The organism is Colwellia sp. MT41, assembly GCF_001444365.1.
Taxonomy (GTDB): Bacteria; Pseudomonadota; Gammaproteobacteria; order Enterobacterales; family Alteromonadaceae; genus Colwellia; species Colwellia marinimaniae.
Genome location: NZ_CP013145.1, coordinates 3,028,124 through 3,051,954 on the forward strand (window position 1 = coordinate 3,028,124; position 23,831 = coordinate 3,051,954).

Consider the following 23,831-nt stretch of genomic DNA (forward strand, 5'->3'; position numbering starts at 1 on the left):
TTCTTATTCATATTAATTGCTAGAACGTGGTGATAAGCCACTCTTATTTGGCAATGTCTTTTACTTTACTGCCGGATAGACCGTAATAGGCGATAAAGAAATAGCAAAATATAGGTAAGAGAAACGCCGGTTGTACACCAACACTGTCAGCAAGTAGCCCTTGAGCAAGAGGAATAATGGCTCCGCCAACAATCGCTAAGCATAAAATACCTGAAGCTTGACTGGTATGTTTACCTAAGCCTTGGATGGCTAAACTGAAAATTGTTGGGAATATAATTGAATTACATAAACCAACCAGTAAAATTGCCACCATGGCAAGTGTACCCGATGAGAAAACAGCCACTAAAATCAGTATAACGGCCAGTGTTGCGTTAAAGCATAACGCTTTGCCTGCAGCTATTTTTTGCATAACGGCTGCACCGATAAAACGCCCCACCATGGCACCGCCCCAATAATAGGCGATATATTTTGCCGCTTGCGATTCTTCTAGACCAGCAATATTAGGGTCAGCAAAGAAGCTGACTAAAAAGCTACCAATGGATACTTCAGCACCAACATAAACGAAGATGCCAACAGCGCCGAGTACCAAATGACGATATTGCCACGCACTACCACTCTCTTCATCTTGGCTTTTTTCTTCTTCCTCAACGGGTGACACGTTAGGTAGCTTTATCCAAGCAAAAATTGCGGCCAGCAGTAACAACATAGCGGCAAGAAAAACATAAGGCATTTGTACTGCTTCTGCAGACCCTTGTGCAGATAGTGCATCCGCTGCTTCATTTAAAATCAACAAGGCGCCAAAAAATGGCGCTATGGTAGTACCTAAGGCATTAAAAGCTTGAGTCATGGTTAAACGAGATGAAGCCGTTTTAGCCTCACCCAGCATGCTTACATAAGGATTAGCTGATACTTGCAACAAGGTAATGCCACTGGCAAGTATAAATAGTGCCATTAAGAAAACAGGGTAGCTGTGCATAGAGGCTGCGGGGTAAAAACATAAGCAACCAATGGCAGCAATAATTAGCCCTAAAACAATGCCCTTCTGGTAGCCAAGCTTTTTAACTATTGCGCCGGCGGGCAGTGAAACAAGAAAATAAGCACCAAAGAAACAAAACTGAACTAACATGGCCTGACTATAAGATAAATCAAAAACACCTTTTAAATGCGGAATTAAAATATCATTTAAACAGGTAATAAATCCCCACATAAAAAATAATGACGTTAATGACGTTAGTGCAAAAGAAAAGTTATTGTTTTGCGGCACATCACTCACCTGATTGAAAGTACCTGAATTTGAATGCATTGACATATTTCCCTCATTTTAATTTATTTTGTTTTATTACTTAATTTATTATCAAACAACTAGGCGCAAATAAAATCATAAACTTATTACTTTCAATGACATATCGGCGTTAAAATTGAAATATCATGAAAGTGGTTGACCTAAGTCTTATAAAGCTCTAATCTAAATGTAAGCGCTTACATGGACATTAAAGAACATCTAGTTACTTTTTTCAACCTTTTTTATAACCGCTGACATAAAAATAAATTTAGATAATCGCCAAACTAATTTGGCTTAAATAAATAGGTATATAGTTAATGACTGTCAAACTTACTTTACCCGCTCAATCTGAAATGCTTTCAAAAGATTTCATTTATGGTGTCGCAACGGCTTCGTTTCAAATAGAAGGCGGAGCAAATAATCGTCTACCCTGTATTTGGGACACATTTTGTGATACCCCCGGTAAAGTCGTTGATGGCTCAAATGGCGATATTGCCTGTGATCATTACAACCTTTGGCAACAAGATGTGGAATTAATTGCCTCTTTAGGCGTTGATGCCTATCGTTTATCTATTTCTTGGCCGCGGGTAATCAACGAATCTGGTGAACTAAACCCAGCCGGGGTCGATTATTACCTTAATATTTTAGATAGCTTAAAATCTAAAAATATTAAAGCCTTTGTCACACTTTATCATTGGGATCTACCTCAATACCTTGAAGATGAAGGTGGCTGGTTAAATAGAGCAACCGCTTATAAATTTAGAGATTATGCCGATAAAATTAGTCTAGCATTTGGCGATAGGGTTTATTCGTATGCTACGCTGAACGAACCTTTTTGTAGTGCCTTTTTAGGTTATGAAGCTGGCGTCCATGCACCCGGCATTGTTGGTAAAGAATTTGGTAAGAAAGCCGCTCATCATCTTTTACTTGCCCATGGTTTAGCTATGCAAGTACTGGTAAAAAACAGCCCAAACAGCCAAAATGGTATAGTGTTAAACTTTACCCCTGGTTACCCTGAATCGACATCGCTAGCCGATGTAAAAGCAACAGCCTTTGCTGATGATTATTTTAACCAGTGGTATATCAAGCCAATATTTGACGGTGAGTATCCTGAAATTATGGCGCAACTACCCACGGCTCATCAACCTGAAATACATGAGGGTGATATGGCAATCATAGCCCACCCTACTGACTTTTTAGGGGTCAATTTCTATACTCGTGCGATTTACCGTGCCGATGCAGATGAACACTTCTTGCAAATAGATCCTCCAGAGCCTCATACCGATATAGGTTGGGAGATTTATCCACAAGCTTTTACTGAGTTATTGGTTTCACTCAATGACAAGTACTCATTGCCGCCCATCTACATCACGGAAAACGGTGCAGCAATGGCTGATAGACTGGTCGACGGTGTGGTAAATGATATAGACAGGATTGATTATTATCAAAGTCACCTTAATGCAGTGCATGACGCTATTGAGCAAGGTGTACAAGTAAGTGGCTATTTTGCCTGGAGTTTAATGGACAATTTTGAATGGGCGGAAGGTTATTTAAAACGCTTCGGCATTGTTTATGTCGATTACGACACACAAGTAAGAACCATTAAAGCCAGCGGACTTGCCTATAAAGCCCTAATAAGTAATAGATAAAAAATAGATAATCCGTTTTTTTGCCTGAATGATGTGAAGCTAAATGATAGGAAAACAAATGACTAAAATCCCCTTTTATGAAAAAGTAGGCTACGCCACGGGCGATGCTGCTGCTAATTTAGTTTGGCGCGGCGCTTTAGCTTACTTAGCCGTGTTTTATACTGACACTTTTGGTTTAACCGCAGCCGCCGCCGCCATGCTGTTTTTAGTGGTGCGTTTGTCTGATGGTGTTACCGATATAATTATGGGCATGATTGCCGATCGCACTAATACCCGCTGGGGTAAGTTTCGCCCGTGGATTTTATGGTCGACACCCTTTTTAGCCTTATTTATGGTGTTATGTTTCACCACCCCTGATTTATCTGATAGCAATAAACTCATCTACGCTTATATTACCTATATAGGTTTAACGCTTGCCTACACGGTAAATAACGTGCCCTATTCCGCTTTAATGGGCGTAATGACGGCAAGTGACACCGAACGCACTAGTTTATCTGGCTTTCGTTTTGCTGGCGCTTTTGCTGGTGGTTTACTGGTGATGGGCTTTTTACCTGACTTGGTGGCCTACTTTGGCGACGGCAACGATGCCTTAGGTTATCAATATAGTATGTATTTGTTTGCTGGTATTTTAATTGCCCTTATGGTGATAACGTTTGCCACCACCAAAGAACGGGTAACAACAGTCGTTGATCAATCAAGCAACTTAAAAGCCGAGCTATTTGATTTAAGTAAAAACTTACCTTTTATCATTTTACCGTTATTAGCTATGAGCTTATTTTTCTATTACCGCAATATATATAGCGGTATATTCTTTGTCATCATCATGACTTCTATATGGCTATTGATTAGGCGTTTAATCAACAATACACCGAAAGATATGAGTGGTAGTCAACGTGATATGGTTGACCTACTGACCAATAAACCTTGGTTGATACTATTAGGCATGGGCTTTTTAACCATGATGTATAACGGCATTAAATACGGTACCATTGCCTATTATTTCAAATACCAAGTAGGCGATGACCTCATGGTTGGTAAGTACTTCATCGCACTATTACTGGTGTCGATATTAGGCGCCTTATGTACTAATTTTTTAGCTAAAATGTTAGGAAAACGCAAGTTGTTTATTGTCTCACTTATGATTAGTGGGGTCTTAACCGCCGCTTTCTATTGGGTACCTCAGGGGAATATCACTGCTATTTTCATCTTAGGTTGTAGTGCTGAATTTTTTGCCGCCATAATGCCAACCTTATTTTTTACCATGTTGGGTGATTCTGCAGATTATTCTGAATGGAAAAATGGTCGCCGAGCTACTGGCTTGATCTATTCTGCTGGCACCTTTGTCCAAAAAACCGGTGGCGGTTTTGCTGGCGCTCTGGTCTTGGTGGTGCTGGCTAGCTATGGCTATGATGGTATGGACAAAGCGACTATCGAAGCATCCTTGCCTGGCATGCAATTACTGATGAGTTGGATACCCGCTGCTTTTGCTTTTGCTGGTGCTGCTTTGATGGTTTTTTACCCCTTAACCTGTAAGCAAAATCAGCAAATTGGTGATGAACTAAGGCAACGTAGAGCCGATTTAGTCGCCACTTAGTAATTTTCAACAGCGCCACTAAAACATAAAGTTCGCTGTTTAAAACGACAACAAAAGAAAACAAAGTTTTGTAGCCATGATTAGTGTTAGAGAAAAATAGCTTATGGTTTAGGTGATACCGCCAGTAATATTATTTTCCAAACGGTAATGATGTTTTTATTACTGTTTTATACTGATGTCATGGGTTTATCACCTGCTGCAGTTGGCACCATGTTTTTATTGGTCCGACTTATCGATGCGGTAACTGACCCACTGATGGGTAATATTGCCGATAATACTAAAACTAGGTGGGGCAAGTTTTACGATTCACCCTAGCCATTTATTACGTGAAGTGTTTTCTTGGTCGTGAAGACTTAATTACTTCCTTTTTAACCTTAGGGGCTATTGCCAGTATGATAGGTTGCGCCGTTGCTCAACCGCTGGCAAAACGAGTCTGTAAAATTAAAGCCTATATTGCCTTACAAATAATATCAGCAACCAGATGTTGAACAAACCGAAGCGACTAAACAGGGTATACTATTATCCTTTACCGTTTTACTGGCGTTAGGCTCATTTGCTGTTGCTTGGGTAATGCGAAAATACACCTTAACAGAACAGCAAGTAGTTAAAATACAAGCACAATTAAAGACTGCTACTAGTTAACATATTGGCAAACATGTTAGAATTAAACCGTTAAAATTCAAAGTATTTACCACTAAAATTGCCAACTTAGGAATATCATGGCCACTATATACGAAGTTTCAAAACTTGCTGGCGTTTCTTTAGCAACGGTTTCTCGTGTGATAAATAAAAACCCACGAGTCAGCGATAAAACACGTCAGAAAGTTTTGGACGCAATGGCTGAACTCGGTTATCGCCCTAATTCTATTGCCCAGTCACTCGCATCAAATATAAGCAATAGTGTCGGCATCTTAGTTTCAGAGTTACATGGCCCCTTCTTTGGTCAAATGATGGCTGGCATAGAATCTGAATTAAGAGCCGCCGGCAAACACGTTATTATTACTACGGGACACAGTGAGGAAGATAAAGAAAAAGACGGTATTGAGTTTTTGATTAGCCGAAATTGTGATGCCATTATCTTACACGTTGAGGCGGTCAGTGATGCTTACCTAATTGATTTATGCAAAGGAAAAATGCCTGTTTATTTTATGAGTCGATTAGTTGAAGGTTTAAATGACCACTGTATTAGCTTAGATAATGAATTAGGTGGCTACCTTGCCACCCAGTCAGTAATAGCGCAAGGACACTCAACTATTGCCTATATCGCTGGACCGCAATTTAAAGCCGATGCAAAAGACAGATTAGCGGGTCATAAACGAGCATTAGCAGAAAGTAATATCCCTTTTAGTGACACGCTATATTTTGAAGGCGACTTTAAAGAGACCGGTGGCAGTGACGGTTTAAAGCATTTTCTTGATAGTAAACAGGAGTTTAGTGCATTGATTTGTGCCAATGATGAGATGGCTTCAGGGGCAATTACTTATGCCAGAGAGCGAGGGTTTTCCTTACCTAAAGATCTATCGATAATAGGCTTTGATAATATCATTTTTGCACGACATACCTACCCGAAACTGACTACCATAGATAATCCAGTAAACTTAATGGGCACCATGGCAGCAAAGTTAGTGTTAAAAAATATTTATAAACAAAAGAATATGTCAATTACCCACTCTTTTGAACCAACACTTATTACTAGAGATTCCCTTATTTGCAAAAGCTAGTGCAGTTACTAGCGACACTGAAAAAATAAACACCTTTGAACGAGAAGCAAGACAAAAGATGATGAATTCACAAGATAGGCAAGTAATAAATCTAGTTGCTGATATTGGCGGTACAAATATCAGGTTAGCAATTACTGATCAGAATAATAATCTCAACGAAATTGAAACATATCAGTGTCAGCAGTTTCCCCACTTAAGTACGGTAATTTATCAATACTTGACCGAAAAAAAACTACTTAACACTCGTGTAAATGCTTGTTTAGCCATAGCCTGCCCAGTTGATAGCGATGCTATCGCCATGACCAACTTGCCCTGGCAGTTTTCACAAAAACAGCTAAAAACAGAGCTTAAGTTAAATAGCTTAACGCTAATAAATGATTACACCGCAATCGCTATGGCCATTCCTTTATTGAATGATAAGCAAAAGATAAAAATTGGCGGCGGAGAAGCAGTGAAGAACCAACCAATAGCTGTCTGTGGTCCGGGAACAGGGCTGGGGGTTGCTAATTTAGTGAACATTAATAATCACTGGCACTGTTTAGGTGGCGAAGGAGGTCATATCGACTTTGCCCCTGTCGATGAACTTGATGTTAAAATATTTGCACAATTAAAAACGACAAAAAATCGCATTTCTTATGAACAGCTACTCTCTGGTTACGGCTTAGAGCAAATATATCACGCATTAACGGTTATTATGGCTGATGACAAAGCCCCTGCAGCGACTAAACTAACGGCTAAAGATATTAGTGCACAAGCATTAAATGGCAACTGCCCGATAAGCACACAGGCTTTATCACAGTTTTGTAAAATTTTAGGCAGCTTTGCCGGTAACCTAGCCTTAACCACAGGCTCGATTGGTGGCGTATATATTGCGGGTGGTATAGTGCCGAGGTTTGTCGATTATTTAAAAAATAGTGAGTTTAGAGCAAGGTTTGAAACTAAAGGTCGTATGTCGTATTTAAACAAACAAACGCCGACTTACATCATCACCGAAAGCCAACCAGGTTTACTCGGTGCTGCCGCTTATCTTAACCAGGTTTGCCCATAATTTACCGAAAATAGCAGGCAAAAAAAAGCTCAAGAATCTCTTGAGCTTTTATTATTCAAAATACACCTGCTTTAAAAACGCCAGTTTGAAAATAATCTGGCTTCGAAAGCAGCCTAAAACGGCATTTTCATACCTGGTGGTAATTGCATCCCGCCAGTAAGTGCGCCCATCTTATCTTTATTTTGCTCTTCAACACGACGTACCGCATCATTTACCGCTGCAGCAAGTAAGTCTTCAATCATGTCTTTATCATCGTCCATTAAACTGTCATCAAGCTCAACACGACGAACACTGTGACTACCGGTCATAGTTACTTTAACCATGCCAGCACCTGCTTCACCAACAACTTCCATTTTTGCCAGCTCTTCTTGCGCTTTAGCCATTTTGGCCTGCATTTGTTGGGCTTGTTTCATTAAGTTGCCCATTCCGCCTTTCATCATGATATTTTCTCCGATATTACTAGGTTGACTATTTTTACATTGATTGTCTTATTTTACCTGAAAGACAGCAAGTTTTGAATGTAAATGAAGTGATTAAATACTCTGGGGTAAAGTCTATTTCAGCGCAGAGTTTGAGTTAACGTGGCGCAATGCTCTCTTCATTCAAGCTAGCCTGAAAAGTATCTTGCAAGGCAATCACCACAGCATCTTCTTTTAATAGAGCTTTAACATAATCAAGTCGTTTGTCGTTAATTTGCACTTGAATTTGATAAGGGTCGGCCACCGTCTCTTCAACGATATTTAGTGTTACGGTAACTTGACGAGATAAAAACTGACAAATATAGCTTTGCAATTGTTGCTGAGCAACATCGGTTTTTAAATGCCTGGTTGCCTGATTTAATAGTAAGATCAAGTTATCATCAGTAGAGTCTTCACTGATGGTAGCATGTATCGCTAATTGCCGAATACGGGCGGTGAGCTGCATAGAGTCAATCATATGCGCCCATTTATCGACTTGGTTTGCTTTAGTTATGGTCGCAGGATTAATGTTATCTTGATGAAACGGAGCTTCCGGCTCTGGCACTATAACAGCACTTGCCGTTGCTGCCACTTGTGACTCAACAGGTGCTGCTATAGCGCTACCTTTACTACTATCTAGGTTACTAGATTGACGCAGAGCTGCGTCACTTGGCTTTTTTGCATGCTTCTCCAGCTCTTTCTTGCGACTGCGTAACATATTTCGTGTTGCCAGCACTGAGGCTACTGGGCTATCAATACTAAGCTGGCCGTCTTGTTGATTAACAAGAGGAGTTGGCTTTTGTTGCTCGTTACTCTTGACTATTGATGTTGTTGGCTCAGCAATAGCGGCTATTTCATCTGGAATAACAGCTGCTTCGCTTGGAATACTAGCAGCTTGCTCTGGAATACCGACTGCTTCGCTTGGCATACCAGCAGCTTGATCTGGAATACCTACTGCTTCGCTTGGCATACCAGCAGCTTGCTCTGGAATACCTACTGCTTCGCTTGGCATACCAGCAGCTTGGTGTGACATTGCCCTGTCGCTATTGCTAAAATCGTCGGCTTGTTGCTCAATGGCGAGCATTTGTTCATTCAATTCATTTTGTTGAATGTTATCCTGAGTAATAAAAGGCTCAATAACTTCCGGGTTAACCATAGGCTCGGATTGAGTATCGACCACTGCAGTTTCCGTGGTAGTGGCAACTACTGGCTTTTGGTCTAAAGCAGCAGTACTTGGCGGTATTTGAGCGGTTTTTGCTAATGCAACATCATTAAAGTTAACCTCGTTGGGGCTAGCTTCATTGGCATAGACATTAGTAGCGACAATTGCTTCACTGCTAAGCGGTGGTTTTTGCATTGGTTTAAAAGCAATTAAACGCAATAAGGTCATATCAAAAGCAGCTTGCTCATCAAAAGCATAGGGTAAATCTTTGCGACCATTGAGGCTTATTTGGTAATACAGTTGCACATCTTCAGCAGACATAGCTTGACTAAACTTTTTCAATAAAGTTAATAAGTCAGCGGGTAAATCGAAATGCTGATCAACTATTTGCAGCAATGCTATTTGATGAAATAGTTGAATTAATTCGGCAAATAAGCGGCTATAGCTTGGCGCATAAGAAGCAATTTCTTGTGATAACGCCATTAACGCTTGGCTGTCTTGTTTTAGTAAAGCGACGACCAGCTGATAAACCCAGTTTTGATCGATACCACCGAGCATCTGTTGAATATTAGCTAAGCTAATATTTCCTTGCCCTTGAGCAATAGCTTGGTCCGTTAAACTCAATGAATCGCGCATGCTGCCACGAGCGGCTTTAGCGAGTAAAGTTAGGCAGCCTTGCTCATAAGTTACTTGCTCTTTAGATAAGATCTCAGCCAGTTTTTCTTCAATTTGTTTAACGGTTAAGGCTTTTAAATGAAACTGCAAACAACGTGATAACACGGTAACAGGCAGTTTTTGTGGATCAGTAGTTGCTAAAATAAATTTAACATGCTCCGGCGGCTCTTCTAAGGTTTTTAACAAGGCATTAAAACTATGACGTGATAGCATATGTACTTCATCTATCAAGTAAACCTTAAAGCGTCCTCGGCTTGGAGCATATTGCACATTATCAAGAATTTCTCGAGTATCATCTACTTTAGTTTTAGACGCGGCATCAATTTCTAACAGGTCAACAAAGCGACCTTGATCTATATCGATACAGGCATCACATTCGCCACAAGGCTTAGCTGTAATGCCAATTTCACAATTAAGACTTTTAGCAAAAATTCGGGCAATTGTGGTTTTACCGACACCTCGAGTGCCGGTAAAAAGATAGGCATGATGCAAGCGCTGTTGAGATAAAGCATTGGCAAGCACATTGACCACATGCTCTTGCCCTATCAATTCTTGAAAGTTTTTAGGTCGCCATTTTCTCGCTAAAACTTGATAACTCATATTAAATTACTTTTTGATGCGGTGACAAATTATTCACCTTGATACTGAATAAGCGAATAAGGGGTAATGTTAAGCTCTGCAAGGCGTTTTTCGCCACCTAAATCGGGTAAAGAAATGACAAAGCCTGCGTCTTGTACTTTCGCACCTAAGCGTCGGATCAATTTAGTTGTTGCCTCTATGGTACCACCTGTGGCTAATAAATCATCAATGATCAGCACCTTGTCTGCAGAATTTAATGCATCTTGGTGAATCTCTAAGACATCTTCACCATACTCTAATTTATAAGCCTGTGCATAGGTATCACGAGGTAATTTTCCCGGTTTTCTTACGGGTATAAAGCCTATTTCTAAAGCTAAGGCTAAAGGTGCACCAAAGAGGAATCCTCGAGCTTCAGTACCAACCACCTTGGTAAAGCCTTTATTTTTATAGGCCTCAGCTAAGAGTGAAATTGTTAATGAAAAAGCTTGTGCATCTTCTAATATACTGGTGACATCGCGAAACATGATGCCTTTAACGGGGTAATCTGGCACAGTATGTATCGCATTAAGCAACTGCTGCTGTTGGGATTTATTCATGATAGCAAAGCAGAAAGCCTTAGATTGGCTCTCTGTAATAGTAATAAATAGATAAGCAAATCATAAAGCAATTCTGCTAATTTTTACAGTGATAAAACGCTAGCTTAAGCAATATTATGAATTAACTTGCAAGGCTTCGCATTCAAAGCTCGAATCAGTGAGTTCAGATAACACCGCAAGGAATTTATCCTTATTAATTGGCTTATCAATAGTTTTATCAAAGAGTGAGTATTCTGGCAAGTTTTTAAGACTATCAATACCCTGAGTAGTCATAAAAATAATTTTTGTCTCAGCAAACTCAGGGATTTTCTTTAGATTTTTTGTGAGCTGTAAACCATTCATCAACGGCATTAAATGGTCGATAACAAAAAGTTGGTAGTTACCTTGTTGCGCTTTCCCTAGTGCATCTAAGCCATTAACAGCTTTATCAACAATATGCCCCTGTGAAATGAGCAAGTCTATTAGCATATCTTGAACCGCTTTTTTATCATCAACAACTAATATATTCATATACAATTTTTAGACAGTAAGAGCTAATTTGGCGCGGATCTTACCCTATAATTATTGCAGTATATAGGGTTATCTTAGATAAATTATGATACAACATGTATTCAAATGTAACGTCAACTTAGCACTAATGTATAATTTCTTGCCAAGTTGTTATTTACTTGGCCAGTTTTAGACGCTGGCGTTTAGGGCTAGTTGTACTATTAGGGTTAACATAGACACTACTTGCATTTGGTCTAGCTCCTTCTACCCATGGCGATGAGGGTGGTGTTTTGTTTTGTTTTTTCTTAGCATAATTGCCTTTATCATTTCTTGCTTTGGTTTGACTATCAGTAGGGCTAGCAATTTTTTTACTTCTTTCAACATGATATTTTTTATCAATAGCCTGTAACAGGTTTCGTAAAACTTGATCTTTACATTCTCGATAATGTTTATGATCCACTTTACGGGAAAATGCACTTAACTCAGGCTTGCTAAGGCGAAAGTCTACTTCACTGAGTAGAGAAATTATTTGCTCGGCTTGTAAATTAAGTGCAATTTTAAGTTTTGTTAAAATAATATTATTAGATAGACGCTTTTCGGGTATGGCCTGAGCACCTGGCTTTTTACCACGTTTTTCATTGATAAAACCATTTAAAAACACCGCTAACTTGGTATCAAATAGAGCAACAAAGTCGCTATCATCGTCTTTTTTCAGCCATTGACTTACTTGTTCACGATTAACTTCCTCACCGGCAGAGGCAAAGATCGCTACCATTTGTTTATCATTAAAGTTAAAGGTATAACGCAAGCGGCGCAAAATATCATTATTGTTCACGGTGAAATCCAGTACATAAGCATAAGAAGGCTATTATACACACTAAGGCTAATAGCAAACTATATGTTAGTGAAATACTTCTCGGCTAAAGTGTAGTTGTTTACCAGACGTCATTAATGTTTTAAAGTCTTGCTGATTAACACAAAGTAGCGTTTCATGATCCCCAGCTTCTAGGTAAACTTTTGCTAGTTGAGTTAACTCTTGTTCACAAACCATACTCAGATGATAAGCGTCAGCTGCAGGCGGCACTGCACCCTGATTACAATCAGCGAAAACTTGATAGACTTCGTGCTCCTTCATTAATTGATAACTACCATGTAAATTTTCATTCAGTACTGACAGATTAATTTTATCAGCCGCGGGTAATATCGCCATTAATTTTTTGTCTTCGTGGTTTTTTAACAACACAGCCTTGGCTATTTGTTTTAATGATATGTTTGCCGTGATGGCAGTGCCTATAGAGCTATTACTGTGAAAGTGGTCAACTTCTTGGTAGGGAATACTTTTTTTATTCAAGTAACGGGTAAGTCTGGTTGAAATATTCATATAAACCTCGATACATTAAGTGCACTTATTACAGTATAGCCATATATGCACCAACTTACTTACTAAGAATATTATGGTGAACCGGCGGGCCTAACAACGACAAAAAACGGCTACTAACCCGTTTTATTGCTTAACTGAACATAAGTTAGTGTTTAACCACCACACTTTTTATTTTTGTCTTTCATTTTCCCTTCACCACATTTACCTTCACCGCACTTGCCTTTTTTAGCCGCGTTCATTTTACCTTCGCCGCATTTACCCTTGCTATGGTCTTTCATTTTACCTTCTCCGCATTTACCCTTACTGTGGTCTTTCATTTTACCTTCGCCACATTTAGCCTTGCTGTGGTCTTTCATTTTACCTTCGCCACATTTACCCTTGCTATGGCCTTTCATCTTACCTTCACCACATTTACCCTCAGCGTGATCTGCAGCAATGGTTACTAATTCATTTGCGGCAAAAGGGTTTGTCTCTGCTTTTGCTACATTACTAGCAAAAAGGCTAAAGGTAAGTAAGCCAAGTACCGCTGCTAGTGATGATGTCTTAACTATATTCATAATTTTTTTCCTTTAATTTAGACTTGTATTTAGGTGTTCTCATATTATTGAGATTTATTTATATGACTTTTTACATAGACCTGTGTGGCTAATTAAATATTTCAATTTTTTATTGTTATTATCTCAAAAATCAATCATAAAAAAACCAGCCGTATCAATAAAAGATATGCTGGTTTTTAGTCGCACTATGTAACTTAACGCTAAGCGTTTAAATTAAATGCTAACCTTTTTTCTCTTAGCTGTTTCAACAATAAAGTTTTTCCAACCCTTGGCATTTCTACGTGCACCTGGGTGTTTCATCGCTTTTAGAATAGCTGCATATGCTTGCTTGTACTTCTCAAGATAAAAATACGATTGAGCAATATTGTTATGAATTTGGCCTTGATTAGAAACACCTAATTCAAGAGCTTTATTCAAAGCAACAATAGCTTTAGCAAACTGCTCATCTTGTTTTAACAACATACCTTGTTTACGATAATGTTTAGCCTTATTGGTCATTTTGGCTAATTCACCATAATAACTTGCTGCTTTATCGATATGTTGTGCAGAATGCCAGGCATTAGCTAAAGTAGCGATATTATTATCGTCACGTTTAACTTGACCCAAAGCAATATGTTTTTCTAACAACAGAGCAGCCTTATAAGGCGCTTCAGATTGTGAGTATAAACTTGCTAGTGTCTTTATCTGAGCTTCTTTATTCAAGTGACCAAGTTTATAAGCTAAGTCTAGTGTTTGTACAGCTTTATCATAATCCTCGATGAGTAAATAAAACATTGGTAATTGTGTCCACCACTGTTTATTTTCCGGAAAAAGTTGTATTACTGTCTCTAAAACCTTAACAGCTTCATTATACTTTTTACGCTCATAATAAGACGTAATTTTTAAGATATACGGGTTTTGATTAGGCTTATCAGCAAAAATAGCTATGGCTTTATCAGCTGGTTCAATCACTTTATCTAATTGCTTTAATGAGTAATAGGCATTAGCAATTTTGATATAGGTTTGACCATCTTCTTCTCCAGTGAAGTCCATCCAAGCATAATAACTCTTCAACGCACCTTTATAGTCTTTGGTTTGCATTTGCATGTCACCCAATAACGTTAAAGACAAGCTATGATCTAATGCATTAAGCAGATCAGGTTCTATAGCTAATTTAAGATAGTCAATGGTTTTTTGCTCATTATCACCTAACGTAGCGTACATAACCGCAATCATACGGGCTACATAAGCTTTGTCATAAGATTTTGAAGCACTTATATCTAATAAAATAACTAGAGCATCTTTGATATTATCTTCACTATAAGCTTCAAAAGCTTTTTGTACTTTCTTACCAACACGTGGGCCAACAAGATGTGACTTGCGCTTCTTTTTCTCTGTTTTTTCCGCACCAGCAGCTTCTGCATAATTTACAAAGGGAGCTTGCGCAACAAGTAGTGAAGCAACAATAACAAGAGAAGTCGATAATTTTTTAAGTTTTAAGTTTTTAAACACTAATTTATTAAACATAACTATTATCCTCCCATTTTGAAGTCAAGTTGAACCGTTAAGCCTGGACGACGTTGAGGTTTACCATCAACAATCTTTGGCTTGTACTTCCATTTTCTCAGTGCACGTTTGGCTTCTTTATCAAAGACACGTTTAGGTTTAGATTCTAATATCTTCACATCTTCAACACCACCTATTGCGTTGATAGTAAAGGAAAGAATAACGTAACCTTCTTTGCCATCTCGAGCAGCTTGAATCGGGTACTTTGGTTCAATACGTACTATTGGTGTAGCATCACCATCACGCCCCATTCCAGCTCCAGGAGCAGACAAGCCCGTTGACGCACTTGGCATCTGTACACTCGGCATATTGAAGTTTAAACCATCAGTATTATTGTTGGTTTCAGGCTCCGGAGTTTGCTGCTTCGGTGGCGTTTTAGGCGGCGGTGGCGGCGGTGGCGGTACACGACGACGCTGTTGTGCGGCCGACTTTGGCGGCGTAGTATTTACTTCTACGATAATAGTCTCTAGCTGGTCGTCCTTGGTTCTATCTCCTGTAGAAACAAGGAATGCCATAAAAGAAAATAAGGTAAAAGTAACCGCTGCACCTAGTAGTATCGATCCTAAAAAGCGAACCATATTACTACCCCTTCGTAGCCGCGATAGAAATTCGGTCTATGCCAGCGTCTTTAATTGCATCCATTACAGTAACAACAACACCATGTTTGGCATTTTTGTCAGCTTGAATGATAACAACATCGGTCGGTTGCTCAGCAAGTAATTTTTCAATTCTTGCGCCAACACGTTCAATGTCCACTCGACCTTTATCTAACCAAATTTCACCATTTTCTTTGATTGCAATAAAGATGTTGGCATTTTTTTGCTTGGTTTGATTCGCCGCTTTAGGTTTATTTACTTCAATACCAGCTTCTTTAACAAAAGATGTGGTTACAATAAAGAAGATCAGCATGATAAATACGATGTCTAACATCGGTGTCATATCAATCATTGCTTCTTCGTCCTCACGGATTTTTCTACGTGACATGATTAGTTCTCTCTAGTGATGAGGTAAACTGTCAACCAGTTTAGCCTTTGCTAGTTTAAGTTTAGCGTCTAGTCTTGTACTAAAAAACACACCTGATAACGCTGCTACCATACCCGCCATTGTCGGAATAGTTGCTTGCGATATACCAGCGGCCATTAGTCTCGGATTACCTGTACCTTGCTCTGCCATGACTTCAAATACGCCAATCATACCGGTTACTGTTCCCAGTAAGCCAATAAGAGGACACATAGCCACTAAGGTTTTAATGGTAATCATATTTTTTTCGAGTAATTCTGCTGCTTCGGAGATCCAAGTTTCTCTAATTCGATGTGCATACCAAGACGTAGTGTCTGTACGAGCTTCCCAATTAGAGATAATACTTTCTCTAAGTTTTGGGTACTCTGATGTTAAGAACCAAAAGCGCTCAATCATCAGTATCCACATTAATAAGAGTGCGAAGGCAACAGCGTAAAGTACGTTACCGCCAGTCGCAATAAAACCCCTGACAGATTCCCAAAGCTCTATCAGGAATAACATTATTTAGACCCCTTCTCAGCAATCGCTGCAATTAACCCGGCGCTTTGCTCGTCTAGTTTTTGTAATACTGACTTACTCTTACCGGCAACAACTGAGTGGATTAAGATAAGTGGTAATGCACAAATCAAACCTAATGCTGTAGTAACAAGCGCCAGAGAGATATCACCCGCCATAATTTTCGGATCACCAGTACCAAATAAGGTAATGGTTTGGAAAGTCATGATCATACCGATTACTGTACCTAATAGACCCATAAGCGGGGCAATAGCAGCAAACATTTTGATCAAGTTAACACCACGGTCAACTTTTGGCGTTTCCCGAAGGATGGCTTCATCAAGTTTTAATTCTAATGTTTCAGCATCTACATTTTGATTATCATAGAAAACTTTAAGCAAACGACCTAAAGGGTTGTTTTCATTAGGTTTATCAAGATTTTTCTCTTGTGTTTTAATGCGAGAAGTCATACCACCTAAAACGATTAAACGCTCAGCAGCAATAAGAAGACCGACAATAAATAATACTGTGATAGCGTAACCAACTTCTTTACCTTCATGGAAGAATTCTTGAACAGTTTTCTTACGTGTTTCTAAAGCTAAGATAGCACCTCGTGAAGGATCAACATATACAGGGGCATAACCAGAAGTAATAGTGAAGAAATCAGCTGCTGTTTCGGCAATGAAACTTGCTGGTTGCTTAGGTAAAGGTTGAACTTGACCAACTTCATCGTTATAAGTTAAAAAACCTGTTTCAGAAATTAAGTTAAAGGCACCAATACGGATGATTGTTTCCGTAGATTTAGTACCATCAAGTTTAGTTACTTCCACACTGAAACGAGAAACCTTACCAGATTCAGTCATTTCGGTTTGTAAAGCAAACCATAATTCTTCTAAATCGCTTAAACTTGGGATTTCTTTAGAGTTAGCGATACGGCTAAGTGCAGCACCACGATTAGGAAATTCAGCACTAACAATAGAAGTACTGATTTGACCATAAGCATTGGCAGCCGCAGCACGACTTACACCAAACATTTCACCTAAAGTGCCAGTTGCATTGTCTAATTCAACTTCTTTTTGGCCTAAGGTTATTTCATTTGCCGCATAGGATTTCATTAAACGTTTGTTACGCGCTTCCTGACTCGCCAACTCATTTTTTGCTTTATTTAATAAGGCTTGCTTATCACTACGAGCAGATAAAAATTCAGCTTCACGTTTTTTATCAAGTTTTGCTTCAGATACACGATCAGCTTTTACTTGCTTTAACAAGTCATCTAACGAGTTAGCTTGTGTAGTTGTGACCATGCCTACCGTCATAATCGCTGCAAGGGATAAGAAATTTATAACTTTTTTCATTATTTTGCTCCTGCTGCAAATACTGGTAATTTAGTTAGATCCATTGGCAATTGTTTTTTCGCCATACGAATTGCATCAGTAATAGGTTTTAAATATTCATCACCTAACTCTTCCCATGCGCGACTTTTATTATTCCATAACCAAGATTGTTTAGCATCAAGAGACTGTGCAACAAGAGCAATACGACCCATATGGACAAAATCAGTAGTTAAAGTACGACTACCTAAATCAAGTTCGCCTTGATACGCAGCAAAAATAGTACCGTAACCGGATTCAATTTCATAAGCTTCAAGGACTAGACGAAACTGCTCAGAAACTGTTACATTTGAATCTTCCATTACGTCACGTAAATTAGCAACACGCTCTTTACGAAGTACAAGATTCATCGGTACATCTAATTCAATGAATTTTTCAAGCGAGTCAATCATCTTGTACATTAATGGTACAACACCTTGCTTGATTTTATCGATACTATCAATTTGTCTTTGCAAAGAAACAAGAGTGTTTTTTTGATCGTCAACCATACGTTGTACATGGTCGTTATAACCACCTAATACGTCAGCAGAATCAACAGTATTACGGTATTCCCCAAGAAGCTCTTGCGTTTGCTCGTAAATATTATTGACTTTAGCTTGTGACTTTGCAGATTGCTTGAAGATTTTCGCTTCAGCATATTGAAGGTCTGTTAGTGCATCAGCAGCAGCGATGTTGCTACCAGCTAGTGCTAGTGCGCCAACCATCGCTGTGGCGATGAGGCTTTTCTTACTTACTTTGGACATAGTTCCCAACCATTGCTATTTTAATCTTAATAACAAAATATTTGTTATCACGAATATAAAAGTCTGTCGTTTTTAAAATGTAACTTTTTATGAATACAACCAAGCAATAATCCCAAATGACAGCAAGGCTGTCAAGCTGAGACTTTAAAACTCGCGGTATTATATTTTAGTGTTAACCACTTGATTAACACTAAACTGTATCGTTTTGCTAACAAAATTACTCAGCTTAGCTTAATAAGCTGAGGGACAAAAATTTTGCAGATGTATGTTTTACTAACATCTTCGTAGTAAGTCAAATTTATTAACGTAATTTAGGGAGAAAACCTGGCGGTGATCCCGGGTGGGATCGCGCATTTCAGATAAATAACACGGCATAATAAATATATTGTAACTACTCAGCCTAAATAAAAGTTATTTATTGATCTTGAAGGATCTAGTTGCTTGATCCTTTTAAGGCTTTATCATAGCTCAATGATTGATAATGTGCTCCAAGCAAAGAATATCAAAGACGCCCAATTGTTGATTAATCAACAAATGGGAAGTTGTCCGTGTTCAGGCTAAAACAATTGAGTCACTCACTCAAAAAGTGACCTCATTTACCCAGCAAGTTGACTCACTGACCGCTGAAGTTAAAAGCATCAAAAGGCAGCTAGCAAAAAACAGTAAAAACAGTAGTAAGCCACGATCAAGTGATGGTTACTCAAAACCTGCCCCTAAAAACCTACGTAAAAAATCAGCTAAAACGTCTGGAGGACAACAAAGTCAAAAAGGACATACGTTGAGAATGGTCACTGAGCCTGATTTTATTGAACACTATGATGTCGAGATTTGTACACACTGTTGCGCTGATTGATCACATACCGAAACGCTTGAGGTAGAGCGCCGCCAAGCCTTTGATTTACCCACCATAGAACTACAAGTGACGGAGCACCAAGCACAAATCAAACAATGATCAGCATGTGGGTCGCAGAAATAAAGCGTACTTCCCCGATAACATTAAAAAAGGGGTACAATACGGCACTAACGTTCAAGCTATCCTGACGTACTTTAATCAATACCAACTATTGCCATATCAACGAACTCAAGAAATGTTCCAAGATTTTTTTAATATCAAGCTGAGCCAAGGCACGATAAAAAATGTACTGTGTCGCGGTGCTAATGGCTTAAACAAATTTACCGAACAACTCAAAGAAAGCTTATTGGCTAGCCCGTTAACCACTTTGATGAAACAGGCTTACGCGTTGATAAAAATCTCCATTGGTTGCATGTTGCCTCTAATGAGGAATTAACGTATTACTTTATCCATGAAAATCGTGGGAAAGATGCGATGGATGACATGGGTATTCTCACTCATTATCTTGGATATGCTGTACACGATCACTGTAAAAGTTACTACCACTATCATTGTGAGCATGTCTTATGTAATGCCCATCATTTACGTGAATTAACGTTTGTAAAAGAGCAATACAAACAAACAAACGTGGGCAAAAAAATGAAAAAGTGCTTGTTAGGTAACCTGAAAACTGGATAAGGATTGAACTAACTGCCCACCTTGCGATCAGAACTTTCGACCAAAAACGATTTGAAAGCAACAAAGGTGGGCAGATGAATAACTTAATAGATATATTTTTTGATGTCGATGATTTTTGTCATAAATTTATCCCTATATGGGAGGCCAATTTAATCGCTAACGGGACAAAAAACGAAGACGCAAATCAAAGATGACCTTGAGTTAATGTATGACTATCGTTATGGCTTTTAATCAATCAACCATAGATATTTCAATAACTTATATATTAGTTTAGTTCAGAAGTATTGGCAACATGATTTCTCAAACCTGTTAAGTTACACGCGTTTTTCACACAAAATGTCGTCCTTAATTGTACCTATGTGTGCTTACTTTCAAATGGTAAAAGGAAAGCCCACAGGCATTGTATTTGTCGACTCTACAAGCCTAAAAGTTTGCCACAATATCCGTATTCCATGCAATAAGGTCTTTGATGGTGTTGCCAAACGCGGGAAGAGAACAATGGGCTGGTTTTACGGTTTCAAGCATGAGGGATCCCCTCGAATACTTTATTTATCCAAGTTCATGATATTAATTGTGAGTGTAGATATTTGTGAGCTTCATGGCATCTGTGAAATGTTATTTTTGGCAAAGTAATTTGATCACACTTTGCCATGAAGGTCGATCCCCCTAGCAATATATTTTTAATTAAATTTAGAGGGGATTCGTCAGGTTTCAAGCTACATTTATTGATTAACCATGTAGGGGAAATTATTTCTCTGAACATAACACCAGGTAATACAAACGATAGAACGCCTATTCCAGAGTTATGTAAAAACCTCTACGGGAAGCTTTATGCGGACAAAGGATATATCGGTAAAAAGCTTAATGAGAAGTTAGCGGCACATGATGTTGATTTAGTCACTACTGTTCGTAAAAATATGAAAGCTAAGGCAATGTCTGTATTTGATAGGGCAATGTTATCAAAGAGATACATTATTGAAACGATAAATGATCAACTTAAAAACATTTCACAAATAGAATATAGTCGACATCGTAGTGAGGCAGGTTTTATGTTGAATGTCATTTCAGGCATAGTGGCTTATTGCTTTTTAAAAAAAGCCACGTATTAAGTTATCACCGAGTGAATTTGGATTAATGTCGATCTAAAAAAGAGTCTTCTTAAGCAGATCTCAGGTTAGGTATTAAAAATGCTGTTGATGAAGCTATTTGTGGCGGATAAAAAAGCCTAACCCCACAACAAATATTGGGATTTGAGCATTATTATGATGGAATTTTATTTGAAGCCAAACAAGAAATTCCTATTTTAACTAAGCCAGAGCAGAAAAAGCGTGGGTGAGTCAAAAAACATAAAAGTCACAACTTGCTTAATCGATTAATTGAATATAAAAGTCAAATGCTCGTATTTATGGCTAATTTTATGCTGTCATTTGATAATAACTTGGCAGAGCGAGACATAAGAATGGCCAAATTAAAGCAAAAAACATCAGGCTGTTACTGATCGGAAGGTGGTGGTGATACTTTTAGCTCAATAAGAAGTTATTTGTCTACGGTGAAAAAGCAAGGCATCAATATACTCGATGCACTGATTGATCTATTTAACGGTAAGCCATTTATCCAGCCTTGAATTAAAACAAGCTATCAACCGATAGCCCTGAGTAGTTACAATAGGGCAAGCATTATACTGGGGGAGGTTTGGTGCACTCAATACGCGAGCATAGTTAAGTCAACAGATAAAAGTATATCGATTTAAGAAATTAAAAACAAAGGGTACTTTCTACCCTTTGTTTTTAATAATTATATTTTAACTATTATTTACTTTAAATGTTTTGCTAAAAATTTTTCCATCTTGGTGTAAAGCTCTATTTTATTTTCTTCTTTACTAAATCCATGACCTTCATTTTCTTTCATGATCCATTCATCATCGCTTAAGGTAATACCACGTTCTTCAAGTGCATCTCTTAAATCTGTTGCATGCTGCTTAACAACACGTGGGTCTTTGGCACCTTGAATAATCATTAAAGGTGCTTTGATTTTATCAACATGAGCCAATGGCGACATACGTTTCATCAAGATTTCATCATCAGGATCTCCTATTTGGATTTTTAACAATTCTTTACCCTGTTCCCAATGTTTAGGCATAGAGCTAAATAACAAAGCAACATCGGTAACACCCACATAATTTATGCCACACTTATATAAATCAGGTGTAAAAGTTAAACCTGCCATTGCGGCATAACCACCATAACTTGCCCCATAAATGCATATTTTATCAGGATTAGCAACACCTTCTTTAATTAAGTAATTAATAGCATCAGTGAGATCATTTTGCATTTCTGCGCCCCACTTTCCGCCATATCCAGCCTGTTCAAACGCTCTACCATAACCACCGGAGCCACGAAAGTTAACCTGTACAGTGGCATAGCCTCGACTTGCAAAGAATTGATTTTCTGGGTTAAACCCCCATACATCTCTTACACCAAATGGTCCTCCATGAGGATTAATAATAATGGGAAGATTTTTTCCATTCGAGTCTTTTGGAATTGTGATATAGCCATTAATAACTAAACCATCACGACTTGTAAACTTAATAGGTGTCATTTCTGACATGTCATCAACATTTAACCAACTCATTCTTGATAATAGGTGTCGAACTTTACCTGCCTTTCTATCATACAGATAATAGTTCCCAGGATCTTGATCATCATATACGAATAGCACGTTCATATTTTCATCTTTCGATTGACTAGAGATACTAACGCGTTTACCTGGAAAAGCTGACTTTAAGCTATTCATCATAGATTCAGTTTTTTTATCAAAATAAAATGTTTCAGGATAATCCTTTATATAACTGACACCTAAAAGTTTCTGCTGATGACGAGAGATTATTAAATTACTAACATCGACATCAGCATCAGCAAAGATCAACTCACCCAATTTGTTATTTTTAGGATCATACTTGTAAATTGCGGCTTTATCTCTGCCAATATTTGAAGTTACATACATAGTTTTGTTATTAAAATCATAAATTAGCGGAACAATTCCTTCATCTAATGGACTAAATTGTCTTGTTACTGTGAATTTTTCTGCATCTTGATCCTTGTAAAGTAGCTGTCCTTTTAGACCATTTAATGTGCTAGCACCACGTACTTTACCATCATTATCTAAAATCCAGTATTGTACATCCCCTGGGTTTTTAGCTATTAACTTCATCTTCGGGTTTTTCTTACGCTTTTTATTCCAACGACTATGAATATTTAACTTGTATAAATCTGGTGCTTTAATTCTCCTACCATTATATTGAACTATTATATGATCAGGATCATTGGGTAGAGTGTGTACCACAGTGGCAGTTCGAATACCTGAAGCTCCAGACTTTGATCCTACTAATAAATCTACCCTCGGCTTTTTCTTAGATATATTAACTTTATATAAACTAAATGCTTCAGAGCCATCACTTTGGATTGTGAAAATAATATCGTCATTGTTTGCCCAAAAAAAACCAGCAATGTCCTGCTCTTTCAAACCGGTTACAACTCGAATATTTTTTAAACCATCAGTTTCCATTACGGCTATGTTTTTTCGTTTGCCGACGGGTGAAATTACCGCTAATTTACTTCCGTCAGGTGAAAGCTGTAGTGAAGTGAATTTGGGGTTTTTAAAAAAATCTTCAACTTTTAACTCTGATGCACTTCCCCAAGCAACATCGGTGAAAGTTACAAACAAGATCAAAGTGACCAATTTTTTCCATACTTTCATTTATTTTCTCCTACTAAAACAATAATCCACACACTTGTTAATAGACAGCTAACCATTACATCAGTGATGTTTGGGCTTAACAGTCATTATGAACAAGATTATATAGGCATAAAAAAACCTGTTAAACAAATTTAACAGGTTTTTAACATGATAACTAGA

General features: G+C 38.3%; 21 protein-coding genes and 5 pseudogenes. 11 read left to right on the forward strand and 15 right to left on the reverse strand.

The window, feature by feature from the left end; genetic code table 11:
• Positions 1-43 precede the first annotated feature (43 nt).
• Positions 44-1,309, reverse strand: coding sequence for a sugar MFS transporter (locus tag CMT41_RS12910; protein ID WP_088568906.1), 1,266 nt, complete (start codon positions 1,307-1,309; stop codon positions 44-46).
• Between the two features lie 290 nt (positions 1,310-1,599).
• Between CMT41_RS12910 and CMT41_RS12915 the strand changes: the two genes are divergently transcribed.
• The 6 genes and pseudogenes from CMT41_RS12915 to CMT41_RS12930 all read left to right on the forward strand — a co-directional run bounded on the left by CMT41_RS12915 (position 1,600) and on the right by CMT41_RS12930 (position 7,294).
• Positions 1,600-2,931 (forward strand): GH1 family beta-glucosidase, encoded by a 1,332-nt coding sequence (locus CMT41_RS12915; protein WP_058027491.1) that lies wholly within the window; start codon positions 1,600-1,602, stop codon positions 2,929-2,931.
• A gap of 58 nt (positions 2,932-2,989) precedes the next feature.
• On the forward strand, positions 2,990-4,525 hold the full coding sequence (locus CMT41_RS12920) for an MFS transporter (RefSeq protein WP_058027492.1): 1,536 nt from the start codon (positions 2,990-2,992) through the stop codon (positions 4,523-4,525).
• Positions 4,526-4,621: 96 nt separating this feature from the next.
• Positions 4,622-4,825, forward strand: a pseudogene (locus CMT41_RS19920) (MFS transporter); the annotation flags it as partial.
• Between the two features lie 26 nt (positions 4,826-4,851).
• On the forward strand, positions 4,852-5,013 hold the full coding sequence (locus tag CMT41_RS19925) for a hypothetical protein (RefSeq protein WP_442855044.1): 162 nt from the start codon (positions 4,852-4,854) through the stop codon (positions 5,011-5,013).
• Positions 5,014-5,244: 231 nt separating this feature from the next.
• Positions 5,245-6,246: a LacI family DNA-binding transcriptional regulator gene (locus CMT41_RS12925; RefSeq protein ID WP_058027493.1), complete on the forward strand. Its 1,002-nt coding sequence runs from the start codon at positions 5,245-5,247 to the stop codon at positions 6,244-6,246.
• A 58-nt stretch (positions 6,247-6,304) separates the two neighbouring features.
• A complete protein-coding gene (locus tag CMT41_RS12930; protein WP_058028235.1) occupies positions 6,305-7,294 on the forward strand; it encodes a glucokinase in 990 nt (329 codons plus the stop codon).
• 113 nt (positions 7,295-7,407) lie between these two features.
• Here CMT41_RS12930 and CMT41_RS12935 read toward each other — a convergent pair whose 3' ends face one another.
• The 13 genes from CMT41_RS12935 to CMT41_RS12995 form a co-directional block, all read right to left on the reverse strand.
• On the reverse strand, positions 7,408-7,737 hold the full coding sequence (locus CMT41_RS12935; RefSeq protein ID WP_088568907.1) for a YbaB/EbfC family nucleoid-associated protein: 330 nt from the start codon (positions 7,735-7,737) through the stop codon (positions 7,408-7,410).
• 133 nt (positions 7,738-7,870) lie between these two features.
• Positions 7,871-10,189, reverse strand: a complete 2,319-nt coding sequence (gene dnaX / locus CMT41_RS12940; protein ID WP_058027494.1) for a DNA polymerase III subunit gamma/tau — start codon at positions 10,187-10,189, stop codon at positions 7,871-7,873.
• A 29-nt stretch (positions 10,190-10,218) separates the two neighbouring features.
• Positions 10,219-10,764, reverse strand: a complete 546-nt coding sequence (apt, locus tag CMT41_RS12945; protein ID WP_058027495.1) for an adenine phosphoribosyltransferase — start codon at positions 10,762-10,764, stop codon at positions 10,219-10,221.
• A gap of 114 nt (positions 10,765-10,878) precedes the next feature.
• Complete coding sequence (locus CMT41_RS12950) at positions 10,879-11,274, reverse strand: response regulator (RefSeq protein WP_058027496.1); 396 nt, start codon at positions 11,272-11,274, stop codon at positions 10,879-10,881.
• Positions 11,275-11,428: 154 nt separating this feature from the next.
• Positions 11,429-12,088 carry a DUF1456 family protein gene (locus tag CMT41_RS12955; protein WP_058027497.1) on the reverse strand — a complete coding sequence of 220 codons (660 nt, stop codon included), beginning with the start codon at positions 12,086-12,088 and terminating at the stop codon, positions 11,429-11,431.
• A 66-nt stretch (positions 12,089-12,154) separates the two neighbouring features.
• Positions 12,155-12,634: an aminoacyl-tRNA deacylase gene (locus tag CMT41_RS12960; RefSeq protein WP_057181686.1), complete on the reverse strand. Its 480-nt coding sequence runs from the start codon at positions 12,632-12,634 to the stop codon at positions 12,155-12,157.
• Positions 12,635-12,786: 152 nt separating this feature from the next.
• A complete protein-coding gene (locus CMT41_RS12965) occupies positions 12,787-13,191 on the reverse strand; it encodes an HvfA family oxazolone/thioamide-modified RiPP metallophore (RefSeq protein ID WP_058027498.1) in 405 nt (134 codons plus the stop codon).
• Positions 13,192-13,404: 213 nt separating this feature from the next.
• The gene (locus tag CMT41_RS12970) at positions 13,405-14,697 is read right to left on the reverse strand and encodes a tetratricopeptide repeat protein (RefSeq protein ID WP_058027499.1); all 1,293 of its coding nucleotides are present in this window, start codon (positions 14,695-14,697) and stop codon (positions 13,405-13,407) included.
• Positions 14,698-14,702: 5 nt separating this feature from the next.
• Positions 14,703-15,314: an energy transducer TonB gene (locus CMT41_RS12975; protein WP_058027500.1), complete on the reverse strand. Its 612-nt coding sequence runs from the start codon at positions 15,312-15,314 to the stop codon at positions 14,703-14,705.
• 4 nt (positions 15,315-15,318) lie between these two features.
• Positions 15,319-15,720, reverse strand: a complete 402-nt coding sequence (locus CMT41_RS12980) for an ExbD/TolR family protein (RefSeq protein ID WP_057181690.1) — start codon at positions 15,718-15,720, stop codon at positions 15,319-15,321.
• A gap of 12 nt (positions 15,721-15,732) precedes the next feature.
• The gene (locus tag CMT41_RS12985) at positions 15,733-16,257 is read right to left on the reverse strand and encodes a MotA/TolQ/ExbB proton channel family protein (protein ID WP_057181691.1); all 525 of its coding nucleotides are present in this window, start codon (positions 16,255-16,257) and stop codon (positions 15,733-15,735) included.
• Complete coding sequence (locus CMT41_RS12990) at positions 16,257-17,606, reverse strand: MotA/TolQ/ExbB proton channel family protein (RefSeq protein WP_058027501.1); 1,350 nt, start codon at positions 17,604-17,606, stop codon at positions 16,257-16,259. The genes CMT41_RS12985 and CMT41_RS12990 overlap by 1 nt, the downstream gene beginning before the upstream one ends.
• On the reverse strand, positions 17,606-18,385 hold the full coding sequence (locus CMT41_RS12995; protein ID WP_058027502.1) for a DUF3450 domain-containing protein: 780 nt from the start codon (positions 18,383-18,385) through the stop codon (positions 17,606-17,608). The genes CMT41_RS12990 and CMT41_RS12995 overlap by 1 nt, the downstream gene beginning before the upstream one ends.
• A 565-nt stretch (positions 18,386-18,950) precedes the next feature.
• On the opposite strand from CMT41_RS12995, the gene CMT41_RS13000 reads away from it, so the two are divergent.
• The 5 genes and pseudogenes from CMT41_RS13000 to CMT41_RS19935 form a co-directional block, all read left to right on the forward strand.
• Positions 18,951-19,238, forward strand: coding sequence for a DUF6444 domain-containing protein (locus tag CMT41_RS13000; RefSeq protein ID WP_442855084.1), 288 nt, complete (start codon positions 18,951-18,953; stop codon positions 19,236-19,238).
• 106 nt (positions 19,239-19,344) lie between these two features.
• A pseudogene (locus tag CMT41_RS19930) lies at positions 19,345-19,916 on the forward strand (IS66 family transposase).
• Positions 19,917-19,990: 74 nt separating this feature from the next.
• Positions 19,991-20,426 (forward strand): annotated as a pseudogene (locus CMT41_RS19600) (transposase); the annotation flags it as partial.
• Between the two features lie 197 nt (positions 20,427-20,623).
• Positions 20,624-21,062, forward strand: a pseudogene (locus tag CMT41_RS13015) (IS982 family transposase); the annotation flags it as partial.
• A 205-nt stretch (positions 21,063-21,267) separates the two neighbouring features.
• Positions 21,268-21,414: pseudogene (locus CMT41_RS19935) on the forward strand (IS66 family transposase); the annotation flags it as partial.
• A gap of 314 nt (positions 21,415-21,728) precedes the next feature.
• Here CMT41_RS19935 and CMT41_RS13020 read toward each other — a convergent pair.
• Positions 21,729-23,672, reverse strand: a complete 1,944-nt coding sequence (locus CMT41_RS13020) for a S9 family peptidase (protein ID WP_058027506.1) — start codon at positions 23,670-23,672, stop codon at positions 21,729-21,731.
• Positions 23,673-23,831: the final 159 nt, after the last annotated feature.